This is a genomic window from Acinetobacter sp. ANC 7912, assembly GCF_039862785.1.
Lineage (GTDB): Bacteria > Pseudomonadota > Gammaproteobacteria > Pseudomonadales > Moraxellaceae > Acinetobacter > Acinetobacter thermotolerans.
Genome location: NZ_CP156795.1, coordinates 2141878 through 2161202, shown reverse-complemented (window position 1 = coordinate 2161202; position 19325 = coordinate 2141878). Strand labels below are relative to the sequence as shown.

Genomic DNA, 19325 nt, shown 5'->3' with positions numbered 1-19325 from the left:
ATTACTTTAAAGGTGCGGTGAGTAAGCCGACTTGTGCCAGACCAGCATCCTGGAGAGCGGACATCAACTGCATGACTTCGCCATAAGGACGTGACTGGCTACCGTTAATGAGCACGCTGAACTGTTTATTGTCTGCTTGAGCTTCATTTTGTGCATTGGTCAGCACAGTTTTCAGCTCGTCCAGTGTCAGGGTTTCATTGTTGTGATTTTTATCTTCAAGTTTTAAAGAACCATCTTCCATTAAAGAAACAATGGTCGGTTTTTCATTCGCTTGAATAGGGTTGTTATTGGCCTGAGGTAAATCGACTTTTACTCCGGTGGTAATCATCGGTGCAGTCACCATAAAAATCACCAGCAGCACCAACATGACGTCAATATAAGGCACGACGTTCATGTCACTTTTCAATGGTTTTTTAATACGCTCAAAGCGTCCTGAACGTTGAATTGCCATTAGTCTTGGTCCTGAGTCTGGCCAAGTGACTGACGTTGTAACAGGGCAACCATTTCTTCGGCAAACAGGGCACGGTCAGAGTAAAGCGCTTCACCTTTAGCAGTGTAGTGGTTAAATGCCAGTACCGCTGGAATTGCTGCAAACAGACCAATCGCAGTTGCAATCAGGGCTTCAGCAATGCCGGGTGCTACGGTTGCCAGTGTCACCTGATCAACTTCTGACAAGCCAATAAAGGCATTCATGATGCCCCAGACTGTACCAAACAGACCGACATAAGGGGCAACTGAACCAATACTTGCCAGTGCGCCTAAACCTTGCTCTAAAGTGCCCTGATCACGGCTTAAACCGACACGCAGAATGCGTTCAGTGCCTTCAATGGTCTGGGCTTGAGAAGCATTGCGTTTTTTTAGTTTCAGGAATTCCCCCAGACCTTGATAGAAGATATCTTCCAGGCCAGTACGTTTGGAATTCAACTGGGCATTGTTATACAGGGTATTCAGTTCAGCACCAGACCAGAAAATTTTCTGGAAATGTTCATCTTCTGCCTGGGCCTTTTTATAACTCATGTAGAGCCTAGCAATCAGGTACCAGCTGTAGAGCGATGCCAGTAAAAGAGACAGCATAACCAGTTGTACGACAGGGCTTGCTTGTAAAATCAGATCTGATACTTGTAGGGATGATGCTAACTCGGTTGCCATAGTGCTTACATGTGCCAATTCATTTTTTTAATCTTGTTCCAATTCTTTTCGAATCAGGTCGCGTATTTCATCAGGCAGGCGACGTGGACGCATATCAGCGCCGATACAAGCCAGCTCGACCTCACCCGATGCAAGCATGATTTCACCACGATAAATATTCTGTTGCAATACAAAAGATGAAGCTTTAAGTGAAATTACACTTGCAGTGACGGTAATTAAGTCATCCATCAGAATTGGACGCGAATATTTGACGTTAATTTTGTGCACGACAAAGTTGTAATCTTTCTGATGCCAGTAATGGCTGATGCCAGAAGCGCGTAACCATTCGGTACGGGTGCGTTCCATAAAGCGAATATGATTGGCATGATAGACAATGCCGCCTGCATCTGTGTCTTCAATATAAACGCGGATATTGAATTCAAATTTATTCGCCATAATGATGTTCCATTGGTTTTACTGCAGATTGATGCTGCTTTCTTCACCTAATTTTGCGTGTAGAATTTGCTCAAATTAGGCTACAAGTCAAGTGATATGAGGCTTGGCAGTTTAGCACACTGACTTTTTTGACCAATGGCACAAGATTTCAAAGACGTGAGAAATTTTGCCTATGAATGGTTTTGATTGGTAATCTTTTTAAGATGATCTAGAGCTTTATAAACTTATAAATATTTTTCACTTTCTTTAAGCAGATTTTAGAGGCTTTACTGATCTAAAAAAAATAATAGTGTTCAGTACACCTGTTGCTTACGGATAACAGGTGTATTTTTATTTAACTCATTTTGATTCACAAATAAGCGGAAGAATAAACCCAGAACCTAACAGGTTTCCTAGTTTTGTAGTTTTATCTATAGTGATAGAAAAGCTTTCATCTTTTGTTTCACCATTATTCCAAATGAGTTGTTGAGTAAAATACTGATCAAATTTTTTTGAGTTTGTATATGTTACTGGTCCACGCCAGCAACCTGAATAAGCACAAATGCTTATTTCTTTATTGCTATCTATAAGAAAGTTAAAAGAAGTGAAATCTTCAGTTTGTACCTGGCAGTTCTGTTGGGTGCAGGAAATCTCAGCATGCTTATTTGTGCATTGCCAAGAAGTTTGTGCATAAGAAGATGAACAGAGTAAAACTAAAGTTAAGGCTAAAAACTGACTATTTTTCATATGATATTTGGTTTTGAATAAAGAAAAGGGAGAATTAACTCCCTTCCAAATTATTTGTCTTTTGGTTCAGGAGGTGTCATACCAAACTGCAAATAGGCCATATTGGTGGCAATACGACCACGCGCAGTCCGCATTACATAACCTTGCTGGATTAGGTATGGTTCAATAACATCTTCCAATGTGCCAGAGTCTTCTGCCATTGCTGCTGCCAAAGCTTCTACACCGGCAGGACCACCATCAAACCGTTCAAGAAGCATGGACAAGTAACGACGGTCAAGCGTATCCAAACCATCTTTATCCACGTTCAACATATCCAGTGCACGTTGCGCCATGTCCTGAGTCACTTCACCAGTACCTTTGACTTGTGCATAGTCGCGGACACGACGTAGCAGGCGGTTGGCAATACGCGGTGTACCACGCGAACGACGAGCCACTTCACGTGCACCTTCTTCCGTCATTGGTACATCCATAAGACTCGCAGAACGTTTCACAATATGGGTTAGATCATCAACTGAATAGAATTCCAGACGTTGCACGATACCGAAACGGTCACGTAATGGAGAAGTCAGCAGGCCTGCGCGTGTGGTTGCAGCCACTAAGGTAAATGGTGGTAAGTCCAGTTTAATTGAACGGGCAGCCGGACCTTCACCAATCATGATATCCAGCTGATAGTCTTCCATCGCTGGATACAAGATTTCTTCAATCACTGGAGAAAGACGGTGAATCTCATCAATAAATAGTACGTCACCTTCTTCAAGGTTGGTCAGCATCGCCGCCAGATCACCGGCACGTTCCAGTACTGGGCCAGAAGTTGATTTCAGATTGCCACCCATTTCACGGGCAATAATATTGGCAAGCGTAGTTTTACCCAGACCTGGAGGCCCAAAGATCAGGGTATGATCCAGTGCTTCTTCACGGCCACGTGCGGCACCAATAAAGATTTCCATTTGTTCACGAACCACAGGCTGACCGATATAGTCATCGAGGGAAGTTGGACGGATGGCACGATCAAAGTGATCTTCGGGTTTTTCAGAACCACTGATGAGACGGTCTTGCATATCTATTAACTTAATCTCTTTATCGAAGCTGTTTGATGCTGTGGGAACAGCCTCAAATAATGATTTGTGTTTAGCTGCCATTGTGTAGGCGTTGTTTTACTTTTGAAAGATCAAAAGTAACAAAAATCTTTTGTTGAGTTGAGGGCACATCCTGTACCCCAACTCAACAGGCGACCTCCATGTCGCCAGTCAGTTATTCATAAACCGAGAATAATTACTCTTTTAGATTTGAGTCATCTTCCTGTTATTTATTCATTGATTTTAAAGCCGCACGGATAATGTCGCTGGCTTCAGTAAAGTCACCTTTAGCTGCATTTACCAATTTTTGTGCTTCAGCAGGTTTATAACCTAAAGATTGTAATGCCGCTTCAGCTTCAGCAACTGCAGAGTTGCCCATAAACTGGATTTGTGGAGCTGTCGAATTGGTTGGAGCGCTACCTGAAACCATGGCTTTAAAGCGGTCACGCAGTTCAATCATCAGACGTTCAGCAGTTTTTTTGCCGACTCCAGGCACTTTGACCAAGGTATTTACATCTTCATTTTCAACGGTGTGAATCAGCATGTCCACACTTAAAGTAGAGAGAATGCCGAGCGCCATTTTGGGGCCGACGCCATTAACCTTTAATAAAGTACGGAAAATGGTTTTTTCCTGCGCATTTAAAAAGCCATAAAGTAGTTGTGCATCTTCACGAACGGATAAATGCGTCCATAGGGTAATTTTCTGGCCTTTTTGTAACTGGCAGAACGTGGTCAGGGGAGTATCAATCTCATAACCCACACCATTTACATTTAACAAAACAGTTGGTGCTTCAAGCGCCAGCACTTCACCAATCAGGCATCCAATCATTTTTTATAAATACTCAAATTCAATACGGGCATAGTAGTCAGCATTTGCGTTAAAGGCAAAATACTACGGTTCAAAATTCGCAGATTTGCTGAGATTATCAACAAATTTGCATCTAGTTAAAGTAATCCCGCTTTATTGCCATGCAGTTCCTGCGCCAGGTTATAAGCCTGATGGTCGGACAGCTTGGAAATAATATCCAGCACCTGCATGATATTGTCATAATGATCAGCATGGAACTGTGCGCCAGAACGTTTCAGGATTGCCATTAGACGCTGTTCCTTGAAACTCAGATTCTTGTGCGGTGTAGTCAGTGGAATAAAGGCATCCAGAATGGTTTGCAGGCTTTGATGGGCAATAATTTCCAGTCCCGCCTTTTGCGGATGCTCAAAGATCCGATCACGCGCCAGTTCCTTGGCACGGGTAATGCCAAGCTCGATATCTGGGCTGCAATAACCCAGTAAGGAACCTTTGAGCTGACCCATCAGGATTTCCTGCTGATGATGGGCAAAAGCAGTGGTTACTTCTGCGACCAGACGCTTCATCACCCGGCCACGCAAAGCTGCAATCTTCTGTTGCCAGGTGGTATCCGGCATGCTGATTTCAGAAGGCGTGCCATAATCACCCAGCAGATTTAGAAACACCGGTTCAACTTCAGCATAACTCAGCATATTCAGGCTAATACCATCTTCCAGATCAATCAGGGCATAACAGATATCATCAGCGGCTTCGAGCAGATAAGTCAGTGGATGACGACAGTAGTGATAGTCACCCAGTTGAATCAGGCCAAGCTGTTCAGCGATCTCTTTGAGAATCTCTTTTTCGGATTGATAGCAGCCAAATTTCGGACGTCGGCTAGCAGGCGTGTTACCAGTTGGATCAATGGTCTGTGATAGCCACGGATATTTTAAATAGGCACCCAGCGTGGCATAGGTGAGACGCATGCCGCCATCATTCGGATGATAATCAATCTTGGTCAGCAGGCGCAGGCCTTGGGCATTGCCTTCAAACTGACGCACATCGGCTTCCTGTTCCGGACTCAGATTTTTCAGGAAATCGGTATGCGATGCATCATCAAACCATTCACGGATGGCATATTCACCGGCATGACCAAAAGGTGGATTGCCAATATCATGCGCCAGACAGGCGGCCTGAATAATCGCGCCAACATCGGCTGGGGAAATCCAAGGTGGTAATTCATCTTTAATTTTTTCTGCAGCGAGCATGCCAAGTGAACGACCAATACAGGAGACTTCCAGCGAATGAGTCAGACGGGTATGAATACCGTCATGCTGGGTCAGTGGATGCACTTGGGTTTTACGGTTTAGCTGACGGAAACTTTGCGAAAATATAATCCGGTCATAGTCCTTGTGAAATGGACTACGTGCCAGTTCAGTACTTTGTTTTTTGCTGCCAATACGGACAGTGGAAAGTAATTCCAGCCAACGCATTTGAGTCATTTATCATTATTCATTCAGTTCTTTGGCTGCATCATGCCAAAAAAGTGCAGAAAAATATACGGACTTGCGACATAAGTTGCCGTGTAGAAATAAGAAAGTGAAGACCAATATTAGAACTGTATTTTTATGGATCAGCTAAATTGGCAATGGGAAATATATTCTTGCAAATAAAGTGCATTATTTAAGCGGTATTTTAACTCGACAAGCCTGTCGGATCGCTAAAAATTAGGATGAGCTTGTTGTTGAAAATTAATACAATTTTGCATGTGAAAATAAAACTTTGCCGGTTTTGATTTTTCTGCAAGAAAATGTGTTAACCTAATCGACTACATTCAATTTTTTTAACTGAAAATAAAAGTATTATTTTAAAAATCCTGACAGAATAGCGGTCAGATTTCTGTATTCCTCACTAGCTGATTTAATCTTTTCACAGTAGAATATGCGCTCTCTCAAGTCACATTGTGGCATGGTCGCTCGATCATCCCGTGGAGCCAAAATCAGCATGTTTATCGTTGCCGGTGCACCTGCACATTCTTCTTTCAAGAAAACTCAACTACTCTCACGTTTATCGTCAAATAGTTCTGTTCAATCACTAGAAAGTCAATTTGTTTATCTCTTTGACCAAGCGCTCAACGAGCAACAACAGCAATCCGCTTTACAGCTTCTCAACGATGGTCAATCTTTTGAACTGCGCCAGCCAGCAAGTGATGAAATCCAGATTCTGGTGACGCCACGTGTCGGCACGATTTCACCATGGTCTTCGAAGGCGACTGACATTTTTGCCAACTGTAATACACCGGTTCATCGTCTTGAGCGCGGTGTTTTGTTTACTCTAAAGGGTACAAAAGAGCTTTCTAAAGAAGCGCTGCAAGTTCTGCATGACCGCATGACTGAAAGTGTGTTCAACACGATTGAAGATGCTGCGGCACTGTTTGTTGAAACCGAACCAAAACCGCTGAACTCGATTGATATTCTGGGGCAGGGTAAAGAAGCACTGGTTAAAGCTAACAATGAATTCGGTTTTGCATTGTCTGAGCAGGAAATTGATTACCTGACAGATGCATTTACCAAACTGGGCCGTAACCCGAACGACATTGAACTGATGATGTTTGCACAGGCAAACTCAGAACACTGCCGTCACAAAATCTTTGGTTCTGAATGGACGATTGATGGTGAAGTTCAACCATTGTCATTGTTCCAGATGATCAAAAATACCTATAAAGAATCACCAACAGACGTATTGTCGGCTTATAAAGACAACGCATCGGTGATTGTTGGTTTTGATACGCAACGTTTCTATCCAACTCAAGAAGATAACGGTCAACACGTTTATAAATACAAAAGCCAGGCCGCTCACATCTTGATGAAAGTGGAAACTCACAACCACCCAACAGCGATTGCACCATTTGCCGGTGCTGCGACAGGTTCAGGCGGTGAGATTCGTGACGAAGGCGCGACTGGTCGTGGTGGTAAACCGAAAGCTGGTTTAACGGGTTTCACCGTATCTAACCTGAATATTCCTGGCTTCGAACAGCCTTGGGAAGAAAACTATGGCAAACCTTCACGTATGGCATCTCCACTTCAAATCATGATTGAAGGTCCATTAGGCGGCGCAGCGTTTAACAACGAATTTGGTCGTCCAGCGCTGACGGGTTATTTCCGTACCTTCGAACAAAACGTCAATGGCGAAGTGAAAGGCTTCCATAAGCCAATCATGATCGCGGGTGGTTACGGTAATATCCGTCCGGACCACGTTGAAAAAGATGCGATTCAACCAGGTGACTTACTGATCGTGCTTGGTGGTCCAGCCATGCTGATCGGTCTTGGTGGCGGTGCAGCATCTTCTGTAGACAGCGGTAAACTGGGTGAAAACCTGGACTTCGCTTCTGTACAACGTGAAAACCCTGAAATGGAACGCCGTTGTCAGGAAGTCATCGACACTTGCTGGCGCATGGAAAATGAAAATCCAATCGTATCTGTGCATGATGTTGGTGCGGGTGGTATCTCGAATGCCATGCCTGAGCTGGTGAATGACCATGAGCTGGGTGCAGTGCTTGATCTGCGTAAGATTCCGTCACTTGAGCCAGGCATGTCACCAATGGAAATCTGGTCTAACGAAGCGCAAGAACGTTATGTACTGGCGATCCGTCCAGAATCTCTGCCGCTGTTTGAATCGATCTGTGCGCGTGAACGTTGTCCATTTGCAGTATTGGGTGAAGCGACTGAAGCACGTCATCTGACTGTTGAAGATCCATTATTCGGCAACAAGCCAGTGGATATGCCAATGCAGGTGATGCTTGGCGGTACACCACGTATGAGCCGTTCTTATGAAACTGCTCCGCGTAAAGGCGATGACTTTGACGCAGCTCAAGTCACTGATCTGAAAGATGCGATTTACCGCGTGATCAAAAACCCAACAGTGGCGTCTAAATCATTCCTGATCACCATCGGTGACCGTTCAATTACCGGTATGGTTGCACGTGACCAGATGGTGGGTCCATGGCAAGTACCTGTAGCGGATGCTGCGGTAACAACGACTAGCTTGCAAGGCTACACTGGTGAAGCAATGGCGATGGGTGAACGTCCGCCAGTGGCATTGTTAAATCCAGCAGCATCTGTACGTTTGGCTGTAGCTGAAGCGATCTCCAATATCATGTCTGCGAAGATTGAAAAAATCAGCGACATCAAACTATCAGCAAACTGGATGGCTGCTGCAGGTCAACCGGGCGAAGACCAGGCACTGTTTGAAGGTGTGAAAGCTGTTGGTATGGAAATGTGTCCGGCACTGGGCATTGCAATTCCAGTGGGTAAAGACTCATTGTCAATGCGTACCACCTGGAACGACGAAGGCGAAGACAAATCTGTAACTTCTCCAATGTCAGGTGTGATCACTGCATTTGCACCAGTGACTGATGTTCGTAAGACGCTTACACCTGAACTGAAAAATGTTGAATCTGTACTGGTACGTATTGACCTGTCTAAAGGTCAGTTCCGTCTAGGCGGTTCGATCCTGGCTCAGGTGTACAAAGCGATTGGTTCAGTAACTCCAGACGTTGATAACTTTGAAGATTTCAAAGCATTCTTTGCACTGGTACAAGACTGGAACAACCGTGGCCTGATCAAGGCATACCACGACATCGGTGATGGTGGTTTACTGGCGACTGTTGCAGAAATGATGTTTGCTTCACGTCTGGGTGTAGCGCTGGAACAACAGACAGTTGCTTCATTATTCGCTGAAGAAATCGGTGCGGTTCTGCAAATCGCGAAAGCAGATTGGGAAGCGCTGCAAGCTGAAATCGCAGCTTCTACACTGAAAGATGCGATCTCTGTGGTGGGTACAGTAAATAACTCTGACCAGTTATCTGTAAATGGTCTGGTACTGGAACGTGCTGACCTGCAAGTGGCTTGGACTGAAGTATCTCACCAAATCCAGCGTCTGCGTGACAACGAAGAAACTGCGGATCAAGAATTTGCTCTGATCACGGATAAGTCTCACAAAGGTCTGATTGCTCAACCGACATTTGATCTGAACGAGCCAGTTGAAGCGCCATTCATCAATTCACGTCGTCCAAACATGGCGATCCTACGAGAGCAAGGTATTAACGGTCATGTAGAAATGGCGGCTGCTTTTGACAAAGTAGGCTTCAATACCGTTGACGTTCACATGAGCGACCTGTTGGCTGGTCGTGTCAGCTTGGATGACTTTGAAGGTCTAGTCGCTTGTGGTGGCTTCTCTTATGGTGACGTTCTGGGTGCAGGCGGCGGCTGGGCGAAATCAGTGTTGTTCAACGCTCAACTGCGTGACCAGTTCGAGAAATTCTTTAACCGTGAGGAAACCTTCTCTCTAGGTATCTGTAACGGTTGTCAGATGTTGTCTCAATTGGCTCCACTGATTCCAGGTGCTGAACACTGGCCACGTTTCCACCGTAACAAGTCAGAAGTGTTTGAAGCGCGTAGCGTGAACGTGCGTGTGGAAAAATCCAATTCTGTATTGTTGGAAGGTATGGAAGGTTCAATCCTGCCAATCGCTGTGGCACATGGTGAAGGTCGTGTGGTGTCATCAGCTGAAAATATTGCTGCATTGAATGCGGGCAATCAGGTGATCCTGCGTTATGTGGACAGCCAAGGTAATGCTACTGAGCAATATCCACTGAACCCGAACGGCTCGCCTGAAGGTATTTCTGGTGTGACTTCGAAAGATGGTCGTGCAACCATTATGATGCCGCACCCTGAGCGTAACTTCCGTGCGATCCAGCACTCTTGGAAACCAGAAGACTGGGATCAGGATGGTGCATGGTTACGTATGTTCCGCAACGCACGTAAGTTCATTGGCTAATCTGCTTTAGCTTGAGAAAGGGTCGCAACAGCGGCCCTTTTTTTATAGATAGAATTTAAGGAAAATCAGCAAAACTAGAAAAATCATTCACTTTTGTTTAAACTAACGCCCTCGATTGCCACCATGGGGTGGCTTTTTGCTTTTTAAGCAGTTTGAAATATTTTTTTAATTTTCTCCTACTAAGCTGGTTTGAATTTTGCTTTTATCTATGTATAGACGTGATATTGTGTAGTGAATGCTCAATATTTATGCACTTTAAAGGAAAGATGGTATAGATCAGTTCAGTATCAACGCTCAAGAATGAGGTGATCACATGGCTAAAACGTTAAGAATAATGGACAGAACGGCACTGCGTCAGAAAGGTTGGTGGTTATTTGGTTTTGTTGTGAGTTTGCAGGTGCTGTTTTTGGTTGGTAGTTATTTGTTGCAGGGTTCTTGATATCAAATTTTAAAAAGCCACCAGAAGGTGGCTTTTTTATCATTAAACAGTTAATTGAACCTGCTTAAACACAGCCTTTAACGTATTTACATAATCAAACTGATCATTGGTGCTGTCTTGATAACGCCAAGCCACATAACCATCCGGACGAACTAAAACAGCCCCTGATTCATGGATTTCAGACTTGGCATTCCATGTGCCATACACATCACGATAATCACGTGAACCAATCTGAATTACATCCAGATAAGGCAGATTCAATGATTCAGCCGCCTGTTTCCAGCCTTTTCCTGATAAACCAGTCAATAGGGTAAAACGGCCTTTACCAGTAATATCCAGTGTTGAGACTTTTTGTCCTTTGGCATTCACCAGCCAGGTATGTGGCACTTTTGCACCCGGACGTGTCGTGGCTTGCAAATACAGCTGCTGATCGCGTTCGAACACTTCAGGTTCAGATTCACTAATGACTGCATTGGAGGTATAACGCTGATTTAATTCCACACCTTGTGCATTAAACTCATAGTTTTTCACCGCCAGTGCCTTAAACAGTCTTTGACGGATTTCAGCACCTTGCTCATCTTCAGCAAAAATACGTTCCAGCATCTGCTTCTGGGTAGTAACGCCTTGATCAAAACCAAAGACATCTTTCAGATACTTATAGTCAAAACGTGACTGATTAGCGCGTGCTACGATTTGCTTGCCTACAGGTGCACGTTCAGAAGTATAAGAATCTAACAGAGAAGGGGCCGCCCAGCCTTTGATGGCATAGGCCAGTTTCCAGCCCAGGTTAAAGGCATCCTGCATACAGGTATTGGAACCCAAACCACTTGAAGGCGGATGACGGTGTACTGCATCACCACCACAGAACACGCGACCTTTGGAATATTCAGTGGCCCAGGTCTGATTCACATACCAGTAAGACAGTTTCTGAATCTCAACGTCTTCAACTTCTGCACCAACAAAGGCATTGAGACGAGCACGTACCTGTTCCTCGGCCACTTGTGGCTCACCTTTGGAAATGTCGAAGCCCCAACCCATAATCCATTCATTCCATGGGGTAATGGCACGTAACAGCCCCATCCCAAGGTCACCAAAGCTGGCTTCAGGATTAACAATCCATTGCAGAATTGCGGGGCGGTGCTGCACATATTTGGTCAGGTCAGCTTTGAAAGTCACATACACTGTGCCCGCACGAGCCATCACGCCTTCGAGTGGCAAGCCAAGTTGCTCTAGCACGCGTGACTTAGCACCATCCATACCGACCAGATATTTGGCTCTTAAGCTGAATTCTGTGTTAGTAATTCGGTTCAGGAAGGTTGCAGTTACACCATTTTCATCCTGTACATGCGACAGATATTCAGTGTTGAAATTATAGATCGCACCACGTTCACCGGCATTCTTTACCAGCAAGGCTTCCATTTTCGGCTGGATCAGATCGACCAGCGGACATGGACTGCCTTTGATATAGTCACCATGACGTTCATCTCCAGTACCCCAGGCACTCATGCGGGCAATTTCTTCACCAACTAAACTGGTAGTAATCAGGCTTTCACCCATCTGATCCCAAGGGGTGGCAATTTCCTTAACCTGTTCTTCAACGCCCAAATCACGTAATACTTCTATAGCACGCTGGTTGGTAATGTGGGCACGTGGACTATTGGCCAGCCAGTTAAACTGGGTAAAGAGCTGGACTTTTACACCATAATTCGCCAAGGCTAAACCCAAGGTTGAACCAGCAGGACCAGTACCAATAACCAGAACATCAGTGTCGTAATGCTGTGTCATACAAGACTCCATGTGTATGCGTGAAGAGCTGACAAAATATTTTGCATTGGAGTCTAGTTAAGCCTGATGAACTGATATATGAGTATTCATATAAACTATTAATCTATTTTTATTTTCAATATTTCGATCCAGATCGTAAGATATTGGCCTTTCCGTCAAGCAGGCAGTCTATGGAACTTCGACATTTACGCTATTTTATGACCGTGGCGCAGGAGCAGAGTTTTACCAAAGCTGCTGAAAAACTGTTTACGGCTCAACCTTCTTTAAGTCAGCAGATTAAAGATCTGGAGCAGGAAGTCGGCGTAAACCTGTTTGACCGATCTTCGCGAAAAGTAAAGCTAACAGAGGAAGGACAGGCCTTTTTAATCTATGCGGAAAAGGCTTTGGAAAATGCCAAACTGGCCGTTGCGGCAGCACGACAGGTAGCGCAGCAGAAAAATAACCAGATTCATATTGGCTTTCTGAATGTCGCCGAACTAAAAGTCATGCCACAAATTCTGGCAAAGCTGAAAAAGACCATGCCGGACTTAAAGATTCATTTGCACAGCCTGACCTGCATGGAACAGATTCAACGCTTGAAAAATGCCGAGCTGGATCTATGTATTACCCGTTTTCAGCTAGATCATCCGAATTTTGAAAATATCCATTTATTGACCGAACAATTAAATTTGGTTGCAGCGAAGCATTTGCATCCGACTGATCGGGTATTAAAATTACAGGAACTGAAAAATCACACGATTATTATGTGTGAAGAAAATGCTTCCCCGTATTTTACGACCGATTGAATGCCTTGATATCTTTTGATCAGCTAAAGCATGATCAGGTGTTATGGGTGACCAATGTGCTGCAGCATATTAACCTGATTAATATGGGAATGGGCTTTAGTTTCGCTCCAGATTATTTGCTTCGTTTCCTGAATGATGAAGTGAAAGTTATTCAGACTGATCGACCTCTACCCAAGCTGGAGCTATATGCAACATTTAACAAGAATTCTCAGAATCCAGCATTGAATATTATTACCCAAGCCCTTAACAATACGACAAGTACTTGAAAAAATTGCAGGGAAATATGCTGAAATTGATTTATTACGTACCCGATGAACATCTAGAAAAAACCAAACAGGCCGTATTTGCCGCGGGTGCTGGTGGTATTGGTGATTATGCAGAATGTGCCTGGCAGGTCTTAGGAAAAGGTCAATTTAAGCCTTTAAAAGGTGCGGATCCTTTTATTGGAGAAGTGGGGGAGCTGGAAGAAATAGAAGAATGGCGTGTGGAAATGATAGTGCCAGATGAAAAGGCAGTTGATGTCGCCAAGGCTTTAAAAGCCAGTCATCCTTATGAAGAGCCAGCATTTGAATTTATTCAGCTGTTGGATATCAAAGTCTAAACCTGTAAATAACTTATTTATTAGTAAATTGCGGCGTGTCTATTTAACACGCCGTCAGTCTACATTTTGAAAACATCTAATCTGCTTTTGTTATTATAAAATCCGCCATAATAAAAAATAAAATAAGGAAAATAACAATGCCGTGGCCAAAACCGCTGAGCAGCATGCTCAAGAATACGCTCAGTAAATCGATACAATATAGTGCGGACATTCTGCATAGTCGCATTCCATACTCCCATGACAATCCTTATCTGGACGGTATTTTTGCGCCGCAGCGGCAGGAACATTTTTCGACTCAACTAACCGTAGAAGGGCAGATTCCTGCAGAACTAGATGGTGCCTTGATGCGGATTGGCCCGAATCCAATTACTGTTAAAAATCCTCGAATTTATCACTGGTTCACTGGCGATGGCATGATCCATGCGCTAAGGCTCAAAGGCGGTGAGGCGCACTGGTATAAAAGCCAGTATGTCGGTGCGGATAGCGTACAGAAGAAATTACACCGACCGCTGATTCCCGGTAAAAGCCGTGGCGTGGCTGATCCGGTGAATACCAATATTATTAACTTTGCCGGAAAAATCTGGGCTCTAGTAGAAGCGGGTGCTTATCCAATCGAAGTGAATAGTGAACTGGAATCGAAACGTCATCACCTATTCGAATCTGATGATCCCGATCTACCATTTAGCGCACATCCGCATATTGATCCGGATACCGGCGATATTCATGCCGTTTGTTATGATGGCCTAACACATAACAAAGTTTTTTATCTACATATTGATGCAAAGGGTAAATTGAAAAATCACGTTGAGATTCCAGTGAAGCATGGCCCGATGGTGCACGACTGTGCTATCACCAAATCTCAGGTTTTGATCCTCGACTTAAACGTCAATTTTTCGGTGCGTAGTGCCTTAAAAGGTTCACTGCTGCCATATCAATGGAACCCGAAACATCAGGCACGTATTGGTTTGTTGCCTTTTGGTGGAAGTGCCAAGGATATACGCTGGTACAACATCGATCCTTGTTTTATTTTCCATACCATGAATGCCTATGATCTGAATACGGGGGATGTGGTCATGGATGCTGTAGTGCATTCCAATGCCATGCTGCATTCAATTCAGGGACCGATTGAAGAGCATGATATTCGACTGGAGCGGTTTATCTTTGATCAGGGCACAGGCAAGGTCAGCCGGACGGTGTTATCGGATACCAAACAGGAATTTCCACGCATTAATGACGCCTATACCGGGCGACAATATCGTTATGCCTATAGCATTTCCTTTGGCGAATTTGATGATCCTTATAAGGTCAGTGGCAACAGCGTGATGTGCCTAAATTTAAGAACCCGAACTACGGAAAGCTATTTCTTTGGCGATAACTGGGTAACAGGTGAAGCGATTTTTGTGGCAAGGGAAGGGGCTGAAGCTGAGAATGATGGCTGGCTGATGTCTTATGTACATGCTGTAGATTGTGGTCCATCGAAAGTGGTGATTTTGAATGCGCAACATATTGCAGATGGGCCGATTGCCACGATTCATTTGCCGGTTCGCGTGCCAGTGGGATTTCATTGCAATTGGATTGATTATCGGAAATTAAGAGCGAACTATTCTTAAAAGATTATATCTTTCCAAAAAGGCATTAAATTCACGTAAGGTGACATGGATGTCACCAGCCAGACAGAGGTACAAGGATGAACCTTCTGTCTGGCAAAGGCTTTGATTACTTTGGCCTGTCAAAGTAACGAAAAAGCCTGCGTGGATATCAATGATTCTAGAGAACAATTCAGGCCGTGATTTGCACTCCAAAAAGTGATTAAATCTTTTGGATAAACAGCTCACGATCAAAACGATATTGAGGGAAGAACACGCCATCTTTCGCACGTTCGCCAGCTCCAATCACCATCACTGGATATTGCTGGTCATTCAGGTCCAGAATGTCACGCACCATCGGTTCATCAAAACCTTCCATCATGCAGCTGTCAAAACCGTAGGCACGTAAAGCCAACACCAGATTTTCACAAGCCAGCGCCGTAGTTTTGGTTGCCCAAAGTTTGGCATCAGCCGGGCTAAAGGCTGACACTGGCAATTGTTTATCTAGTGTACGAGCAACTTTGAAAGCCACTTTTTTAAAGTTACCAAACGCGTTTAGATAACCAGTTTTATAGTTATAGGGAATGAACTTGTAGTACTTCTTCACCGCTGCTGGTGCTTCAGGAAATGGAAATTCACTAATATTCAGTTTGGCCATTTCATCAATGCGATCAGTACGTGCAATACAAACGATGAGTTCAGCTGCCGTTTTGGCTGCCAGCTGACCTAGGCAGGCTTTGACCAAACGTTTTTTCTTGGAAGGGTTCTGCACTACATAGAAGGTCCATGGTTGCAGATTGGAGGAGTTTGGTGCCAGCAATGCCAGATCCAAACAGGCATCCAGGACTTCGGCAGGAATTGGCTTCTTGGTGAATTTACGTACTGAACGGCGGCTTTCAATGACCTTACGGAAATTCTCTACATCAATATCCTGAGGAGCTGGTTCGTAATAACGTTGCTTTTCAGGATTGGCAGTATCTGTGGTTTGGGAAATCGTTTGGGAGTTTTCAGTCGACATAATTCAGTTTCTTGGCAAGACAAGTGATTGAGGCAGTTTAAACTGCCTCAATGGAAATAGAAGTTGCAATATTAATTGAATTGTGTGAAATCTGGTTGGCGTTTCTGCATAAAGGCTTGAACTGCCTCCATCATTTCTGGTGAACCGACACGCTTCATAAAAATGTCTGCTTCATTATCAATACATTCAATGATTTCAGCCAGATTGTGCTTCATCAATGCTTTGGTTTGCTTCAGTGATGTCAGTGGTAAAGCAGCGAGGGTTTGCGCCTGTTTAGCTGCTGCAGCATAGGCATCTTCTTCAATGCTATTTACTAGACCCGCATTCAAGGCTTTTTCACTATTAAACTTTTGAGCCGTGAGTAAGAGTTCAGCAGCTTTATGATAGCCCGCCTGTTGTACCAGTAACTTGCTGGAAGCTCCTTCAGGGGATAGACCAAGGCTTACAAATGGAATCTGGAACAAGGCTGTATTGTCGCTATAGACTAGATCGGCATGCAGCAGGATGGTTACTCCAATACCAATCGCGACACCACGCACGGCAGCAATCAAAGGTTTGGAAAATTTGGCCGCAGATTTTAAAAGAATAAATGGAGGTGTATCGCCAGCTTTTCCTTGTAGCGGAGTTTTAATGAACTTCATAAAGTCCTGCATGTCATTGCCGGCACTAAAGTCCGCATCTTGACCGCGCAGAATCACCACACGCACGCTGCTGTCCTGATCCGCTTCATCTAATGCTTGGGCAATCCACAAATATAACTCGCCGTAGAGGGCATTTTTGGCTTCAGGGCGGTGAATGGCTAAAGTCAGTACGCCATTGTCTAAATTCGCATTTAAATGCTGGTGTGGTTGTTGAATACAGCTCAGTGTCATCGTACTATCCTTGCTTTATTAATATGAATTTATTGGCGCTTATTATGTCGTAAAAATTTCTGCGCGGCATAACTGATGCGTTCATAAAAGTAAGATGGCTATGAAATATAAATTTGATTATCTAGTGTTTATTGGTCGCTTCCAGCCTTTTCATCTGGCCCATATGCAAACCATTAAAATTGCTTTGCAACAGAGCCAGCAGGTGATTCTGGCTTTGGGGTCAGCACAGCTAGAACGTAATATCAAAAATCCATTTCTAGCCGCTGAACGTGAACAAATGATCCTGTCGAATTTTTCCGAAGCTGATCAGAAACGGATTAAATTCGTACATGTGATTGATGTCTATAATGATGAAAAATGGCAAAAACTGGTGAAATCACTCGTAGCTGACGTAGTAAAACCAGATACCAAAGTCGGCTTGATTGGGCATTTCAAAGATGAATCGTCTTATTATTTAAGGCTGTTCCCGGAATGGGAAATGGTGGAGCTAGACAGTTTGGTCGGCGCCATTTCAGCAACGCCATTACGTGAAGCTTATTATCGTGGTGAAGTGGTGGAATCGGCTTTTCCTTTGGGAACCAGTGAGTTTTTACACAAGTTTAAAAATACAGCGATTTACCAACAATTGGCCGATAAGTTTGCAACGAATGATAAAACAAATCTGAGCTAAATCTGATCTAATGTAGAAAGTTCATTGGATTACTATGGAGTAACACGATGAATCTATTTCTGAAAAATGTTGCCTATGCAGGGTGTCTGTCAGTTATAGGGATGACGGCTGCCTATGCCAAAAGCTGGACATTAACTCCACAAAGTGAGGTTAGTTTCACTATCAACTCCCTGGGGCTGACTGTAGTGAAGGGAGTTTTCCCGCAATTCAAGGGGCATATGCAGTTTGATCCAGAAAAACCGCAGCAAGGGTTAACTGAATTTACTGCGCAGGTGGATAATCTACAGGTCTCCAAGCCCAGCCTTAGAAATATGATTATGGGAGAAGACCTGTTTTATGCTTCACGTTATAAAACAGTAAGTTTTAAAAGTACCCAGTTTAAGCCGAAGGGGAATAATCGCTATCAGATTTTGGGGCAACTGACGGTACGAGGGGTGACTCGCCCGGTGGTGTTTGATACCACGTTAACCCCAAATAAAAGCAATCCGAACGTACTTGATATACGATCAACCACGGTGGTAAATCGTTCTGATTTTGGCATGAAAAAAGCCACTGCAGGACTGGGTGAAAAGGTCCATATTCATCTGATCGGACAGTGGAAAGCTGAATAATTTAATTTCTCAGTTTTGAACTTAAGATTAAACAGTTTAGCTTGAAATAGGATGATTTAAGTGTTGTTTGGCTTGTTCCAGAATGACTGTCGTAAGTTGTTGTAGGGCTGGTGATTGCTGCTTCCAGTGATGCCAATATAGTTTTACATCTGTTCTACATTCGGGAAGAATTTCTACCAATGTATTACGCTGTATTCGATCCGCAATCTGATAGTCCGGAACCAGTCCATAACCCAAACCGGCAAAGATCGCTTCGGCAAAAGCCGTTGAAGAGGGAATATAGTGAAAAGGATAGCTCTGTTGCGTCAGACCAAAGTGCGTTAATAAGATCTCACTATGCAGCTGATCCTGATCATTGTAAATAATTGCAGGTGCTTTACGCAGGGATTCGCGATGGAGGCCATGATTAAACCAGCGTTGAATAAAATCTGGTGTCGCAACCATTCGATAAGTCATTGCGCCAATCAGCTGGGTCTGACAACCTTTCATAGCCTGTGACTGTGAGCTGATACAGGCGCTAACTTTCCCAGTTTCCAGCAGCATATGGGTCTGGCTCTGATCAGCCACCTGAAATTTCAGGCTGATTTTCTCTTGCAATAATAACTTAGACAGGGTCGGCAATAGCCAGGTCGCGAGTGAGTCTGCATTAGTCGCAATATGCAGCACACTAAATTCATCAGTATCCAGACCATGAAATTGCTGTAATAGCTGTTGTTCCCGCAGACGCTGGCTTTGCAGATATTCCATCAGCATCTGTCCGGTATGAGTCACTTTGCAGGGACGTTCCCGCAGGATCAGGACTTGGCCTAGAGATTTTTCCAGGCTTTGTACCCTTAAAGTCACAGCAGAAGCAGTAAGATTCAGTACCTTTGCTGCAGCTTCAAAGCTTTGGGTTTCCGCGACAGCCAGAAAGGCATCACAATATTTTGAGTTAAGCGACATAAGTGTCT

General features: G+C 44.1%; 17 protein-coding genes and 1 pseudogene. 7 read left to right on the top strand and 11 right to left on the bottom strand.

Features of this window, described 5'->3' with window-relative positions; translation table 11 throughout:
- Window position 1: 1 nt before the first annotated feature.
- The 7 genes from tolR to ABEF84_RS10670 form a co-directional block, all read right to left on the bottom strand.
- Entirely contained in the window at window positions 2-451 is a 450-nt protein-coding gene (gene tolR / locus ABEF84_RS10700; RefSeq protein WP_347454821.1) for a protein TolR, read from the bottom strand.
- Window positions 451-1149 (bottom strand): protein TolQ, encoded by a 699-nt coding sequence (tolQ, locus tag ABEF84_RS10695; RefSeq protein ID WP_034582633.1) that lies wholly within the window; start codon window positions 1147-1149, stop codon window positions 451-453. The genes tolR and tolQ overlap by 1 nt, the downstream gene beginning before the upstream one ends.
- A gap of 27 nt (window positions 1150-1176) precedes the next feature.
- Window positions 1177-1584 carry a tol-pal system-associated acyl-CoA thioesterase gene (ybgC, locus tag ABEF84_RS10690; RefSeq protein WP_034582631.1) on the bottom strand — a complete coding sequence of 136 codons (408 nt, stop codon included), beginning with the start codon at window positions 1582-1584 and terminating at the stop codon, window positions 1177-1179.
- A gap of 339 nt (window positions 1585-1923) precedes the next feature.
- Window positions 1924-2310 carry a hypothetical protein gene (locus ABEF84_RS10685; protein WP_152598522.1) on the bottom strand — a complete coding sequence of 129 codons (387 nt, stop codon included), beginning with the start codon at window positions 2308-2310 and terminating at the stop codon, window positions 1924-1926.
- Window positions 2311-2360: 50 nt separating this feature from the next.
- Window positions 2361-3368, bottom strand: a complete 1008-nt coding sequence (gene ruvB, locus ABEF84_RS10680; RefSeq protein WP_034583915.1) for a Holliday junction branch migration DNA helicase RuvB — start codon at window positions 3366-3368, stop codon at window positions 2361-2363.
- Between the two features lie 244 nt (window positions 3369-3612).
- Window positions 3613-4215: a Holliday junction branch migration protein RuvA gene (gene ruvA, locus ABEF84_RS10675; RefSeq protein ID WP_347452946.1), complete on the bottom strand. Its 603-nt coding sequence runs from the start codon at window positions 4213-4215 to the stop codon at window positions 3613-3615.
- A 116-nt stretch (window positions 4216-4331) separates the two neighbouring features.
- Window positions 4332-5672 carry a deoxyguanosinetriphosphate triphosphohydrolase gene (locus tag ABEF84_RS10670; RefSeq protein WP_034583910.1) on the bottom strand — a complete coding sequence of 447 codons (1341 nt, stop codon included), beginning with the start codon at window positions 5670-5672 and terminating at the stop codon, window positions 4332-4334.
- A gap of 502 nt (window positions 5673-6174) precedes the next feature.
- Here ABEF84_RS10670 and purL point away from each other — a divergent pair.
- Window positions 6175-10008 carry a phosphoribosylformylglycinamidine synthase gene (purL, locus tag ABEF84_RS10665; RefSeq protein WP_347454168.1) on the top strand — a complete coding sequence of 1278 codons (3834 nt, stop codon included), beginning with the start codon at window positions 6175-6177 and terminating at the stop codon, window positions 10006-10008.
- Window positions 10009-10321: 313 nt separating this feature from the next.
- Window positions 10322-10447 carry a KGW motif small protein gene (locus tag ABEF84_RS10660; protein WP_264673517.1) on the top strand — a complete coding sequence of 42 codons (126 nt, stop codon included), beginning with the start codon at window positions 10322-10324 and terminating at the stop codon, window positions 10445-10447.
- 42 nt (window positions 10448-10489) lie between these two features.
- On the opposite strand, the gene ABEF84_RS10655 is transcribed toward ABEF84_RS10660, so the two are convergent.
- Window positions 10490-12232 carry an FAD-dependent monooxygenase gene (locus ABEF84_RS10655; protein WP_034583905.1) on the bottom strand — a complete coding sequence of 581 codons (1743 nt, stop codon included), beginning with the start codon at window positions 12230-12232 and terminating at the stop codon, window positions 10490-10492.
- A 170-nt stretch (window positions 12233-12402) separates the two neighbouring features.
- Here ABEF84_RS10655 and ABEF84_RS10650 point away from each other — a divergent pair.
- From ABEF84_RS10650 to ABEF84_RS10640, 3 genes and pseudogenes are all read left to right on the top strand, one after another.
- Window positions 12403-13283 (top strand): annotated as a pseudogene (locus ABEF84_RS10650) (LysR substrate-binding domain-containing protein).
- Between the two features lie 17 nt (window positions 13284-13300).
- Window positions 13301-13618 carry an NGG1p interacting factor NIF3 gene (locus tag ABEF84_RS10645; RefSeq protein WP_347452944.1) on the top strand — a complete coding sequence of 106 codons (318 nt, stop codon included), beginning with the start codon at window positions 13301-13303 and terminating at the stop codon, window positions 13616-13618.
- 137 nt (window positions 13619-13755) lie between these two features.
- Window positions 13756-15228, top strand: coding sequence for a carotenoid oxygenase family protein (locus ABEF84_RS10640; protein WP_347454828.1), 1473 nt, complete (start codon window positions 13756-13758; stop codon window positions 15226-15228).
- 199 nt (window positions 15229-15427) lie between these two features.
- On the opposite strand, the gene ABEF84_RS10635 is transcribed toward ABEF84_RS10640, so the two are convergent.
- Both ABEF84_RS10635 and ABEF84_RS10630 read right to left on the bottom strand, forming a co-directional pair.
- Window positions 15428-16222, bottom strand: a complete 795-nt coding sequence (locus ABEF84_RS10635) for a nitroreductase family protein (protein WP_034583898.1) — start codon at window positions 16220-16222, stop codon at window positions 15428-15430.
- 71 nt (window positions 16223-16293) lie between these two features.
- Entirely contained in the window at window positions 16294-17094 is an 801-nt protein-coding gene (locus ABEF84_RS10630; RefSeq protein ID WP_347452941.1) for an enoyl-CoA hydratase-related protein, read from the bottom strand.
- Between the two features lie 100 nt (window positions 17095-17194).
- Between ABEF84_RS10630 and ABEF84_RS10625 the strand changes: the two genes are divergently transcribed.
- Complete coding sequence (locus ABEF84_RS10625; RefSeq protein WP_347452940.1) at window positions 17195-17764, top strand: nicotinate-nicotinamide nucleotide adenylyltransferase; 570 nt, start codon at window positions 17195-17197, stop codon at window positions 17762-17764.
- 47 nt (window positions 17765-17811) lie between these two features.
- Window positions 17812-18375, top strand: coding sequence for a YceI family protein (locus ABEF84_RS10620; protein ID WP_347452939.1), 564 nt, complete (start codon window positions 17812-17814; stop codon window positions 18373-18375).
- Window positions 18376-18411: 36 nt separating this feature from the next.
- Here the strand turns inward: ABEF84_RS10620 and ABEF84_RS10615 are convergent, their stop codons facing one another.
- Complete coding sequence (locus ABEF84_RS10615) at window positions 18412-19317, bottom strand: LysR family transcriptional regulator ArgP (protein WP_347454829.1); 906 nt, start codon at window positions 19315-19317, stop codon at window positions 18412-18414.
- Between the last annotated feature and the right edge of the window lie 8 nt (window positions 19318-19325).

What these genes read in the sequence shown, in the direction of transcription:
- tolR (WP_347454821.1), bottom strand. Translation starts at nt 451, where the DNA reads ATGGCAATTCAACGTTCAGGACGCTTTGAGCGTATTAAAAAACCATTG.
- ruvA (WP_347452946.1), bottom strand. Translation starts at nt 4,215, where the DNA reads ATGATTGGATGCCTGATTGGTGAAGTGCTGGCGCTTGAAGCACCAACT.
- ruvB (WP_034583915.1), bottom strand. Translation starts at nt 3,368, where the DNA reads ATGCAAGACCGTCTCATCAGTGGTTCTGAAAAACCCGAAGATCACTTT.
- ABEF84_RS10685 (WP_152598522.1), bottom strand. Translation starts at nt 2,310, where the DNA reads ATGAAAAATAGTCAGTTTTTAGCCTTAACTTTAGTTTTACTCTGTTCA.
- ABEF84_RS10645 (WP_347452944.1), top strand. Translation starts at nt 13,301, where the DNA reads ATGCTGAAATTGATTTATTACGTACCCGATGAACATCTAGAAAAAACC.
- ABEF84_RS10640 (WP_347454828.1), top strand. Translation starts at nt 13,756, where the DNA reads ATGCCGTGGCCAAAACCGCTGAGCAGCATGCTCAAGAATACGCTCAGT.
- ABEF84_RS10615 (WP_347454829.1), bottom strand. Translation starts at nt 19,317, where the DNA reads ATGTCGCTTAACTCAAAATATTGTGATGCCTTTCTGGCTGTCGCGGAA.
- ABEF84_RS10635 (WP_034583898.1), bottom strand. Translation starts at nt 16,222, where the DNA reads ATGTCGACTGAAAACTCCCAAACGATTTCCCAAACCACAGATACTGCC.
- ABEF84_RS10630 (WP_347452941.1), bottom strand. Translation starts at nt 17,094, where the DNA reads ATGACACTGAGCTGTATTCAACAACCACACCAGCATTTAAATGCGAAT.
- ABEF84_RS10620 (WP_347452939.1), top strand. Translation starts at nt 17,812, where the DNA reads ATGAATCTATTTCTGAAAAATGTTGCCTATGCAGGGTGTCTGTCAGTT.
- ABEF84_RS10625 (WP_347452940.1), top strand. Translation starts at nt 17,195, where the DNA reads ATGAAATATAAATTTGATTATCTAGTGTTTATTGGTCGCTTCCAGCCT.
- ABEF84_RS10660 (WP_264673517.1), top strand. Translation starts at nt 10,322, where the DNA reads ATGGCTAAAACGTTAAGAATAATGGACAGAACGGCACTGCGTCAGAAA.
- ABEF84_RS10670 (WP_034583910.1), bottom strand. Translation starts at nt 5,672, where the DNA reads ATGACTCAAATGCGTTGGCTGGAATTACTTTCCACTGTCCGTATTGGC.
- ybgC (WP_034582631.1), bottom strand. Translation starts at nt 1,584, where the DNA reads ATGGCGAATAAATTTGAATTCAATATCCGCGTTTATATTGAAGACACA.
- ABEF84_RS10655 (WP_034583905.1), bottom strand. Translation starts at nt 12,232, where the DNA reads ATGACACAGCATTACGACACTGATGTTCTGGTTATTGGTACTGGTCCT.
- tolQ (WP_034582633.1), bottom strand. Translation starts at nt 1,149, where the DNA reads ATGGCAACCGAGTTAGCATCATCCCTACAAGTATCAGATCTGATTTTA.
- purL (WP_347454168.1), top strand. Translation starts at nt 6,175, where the DNA reads ATGTTTATCGTTGCCGGTGCACCTGCACATTCTTCTTTCAAGAAAACT.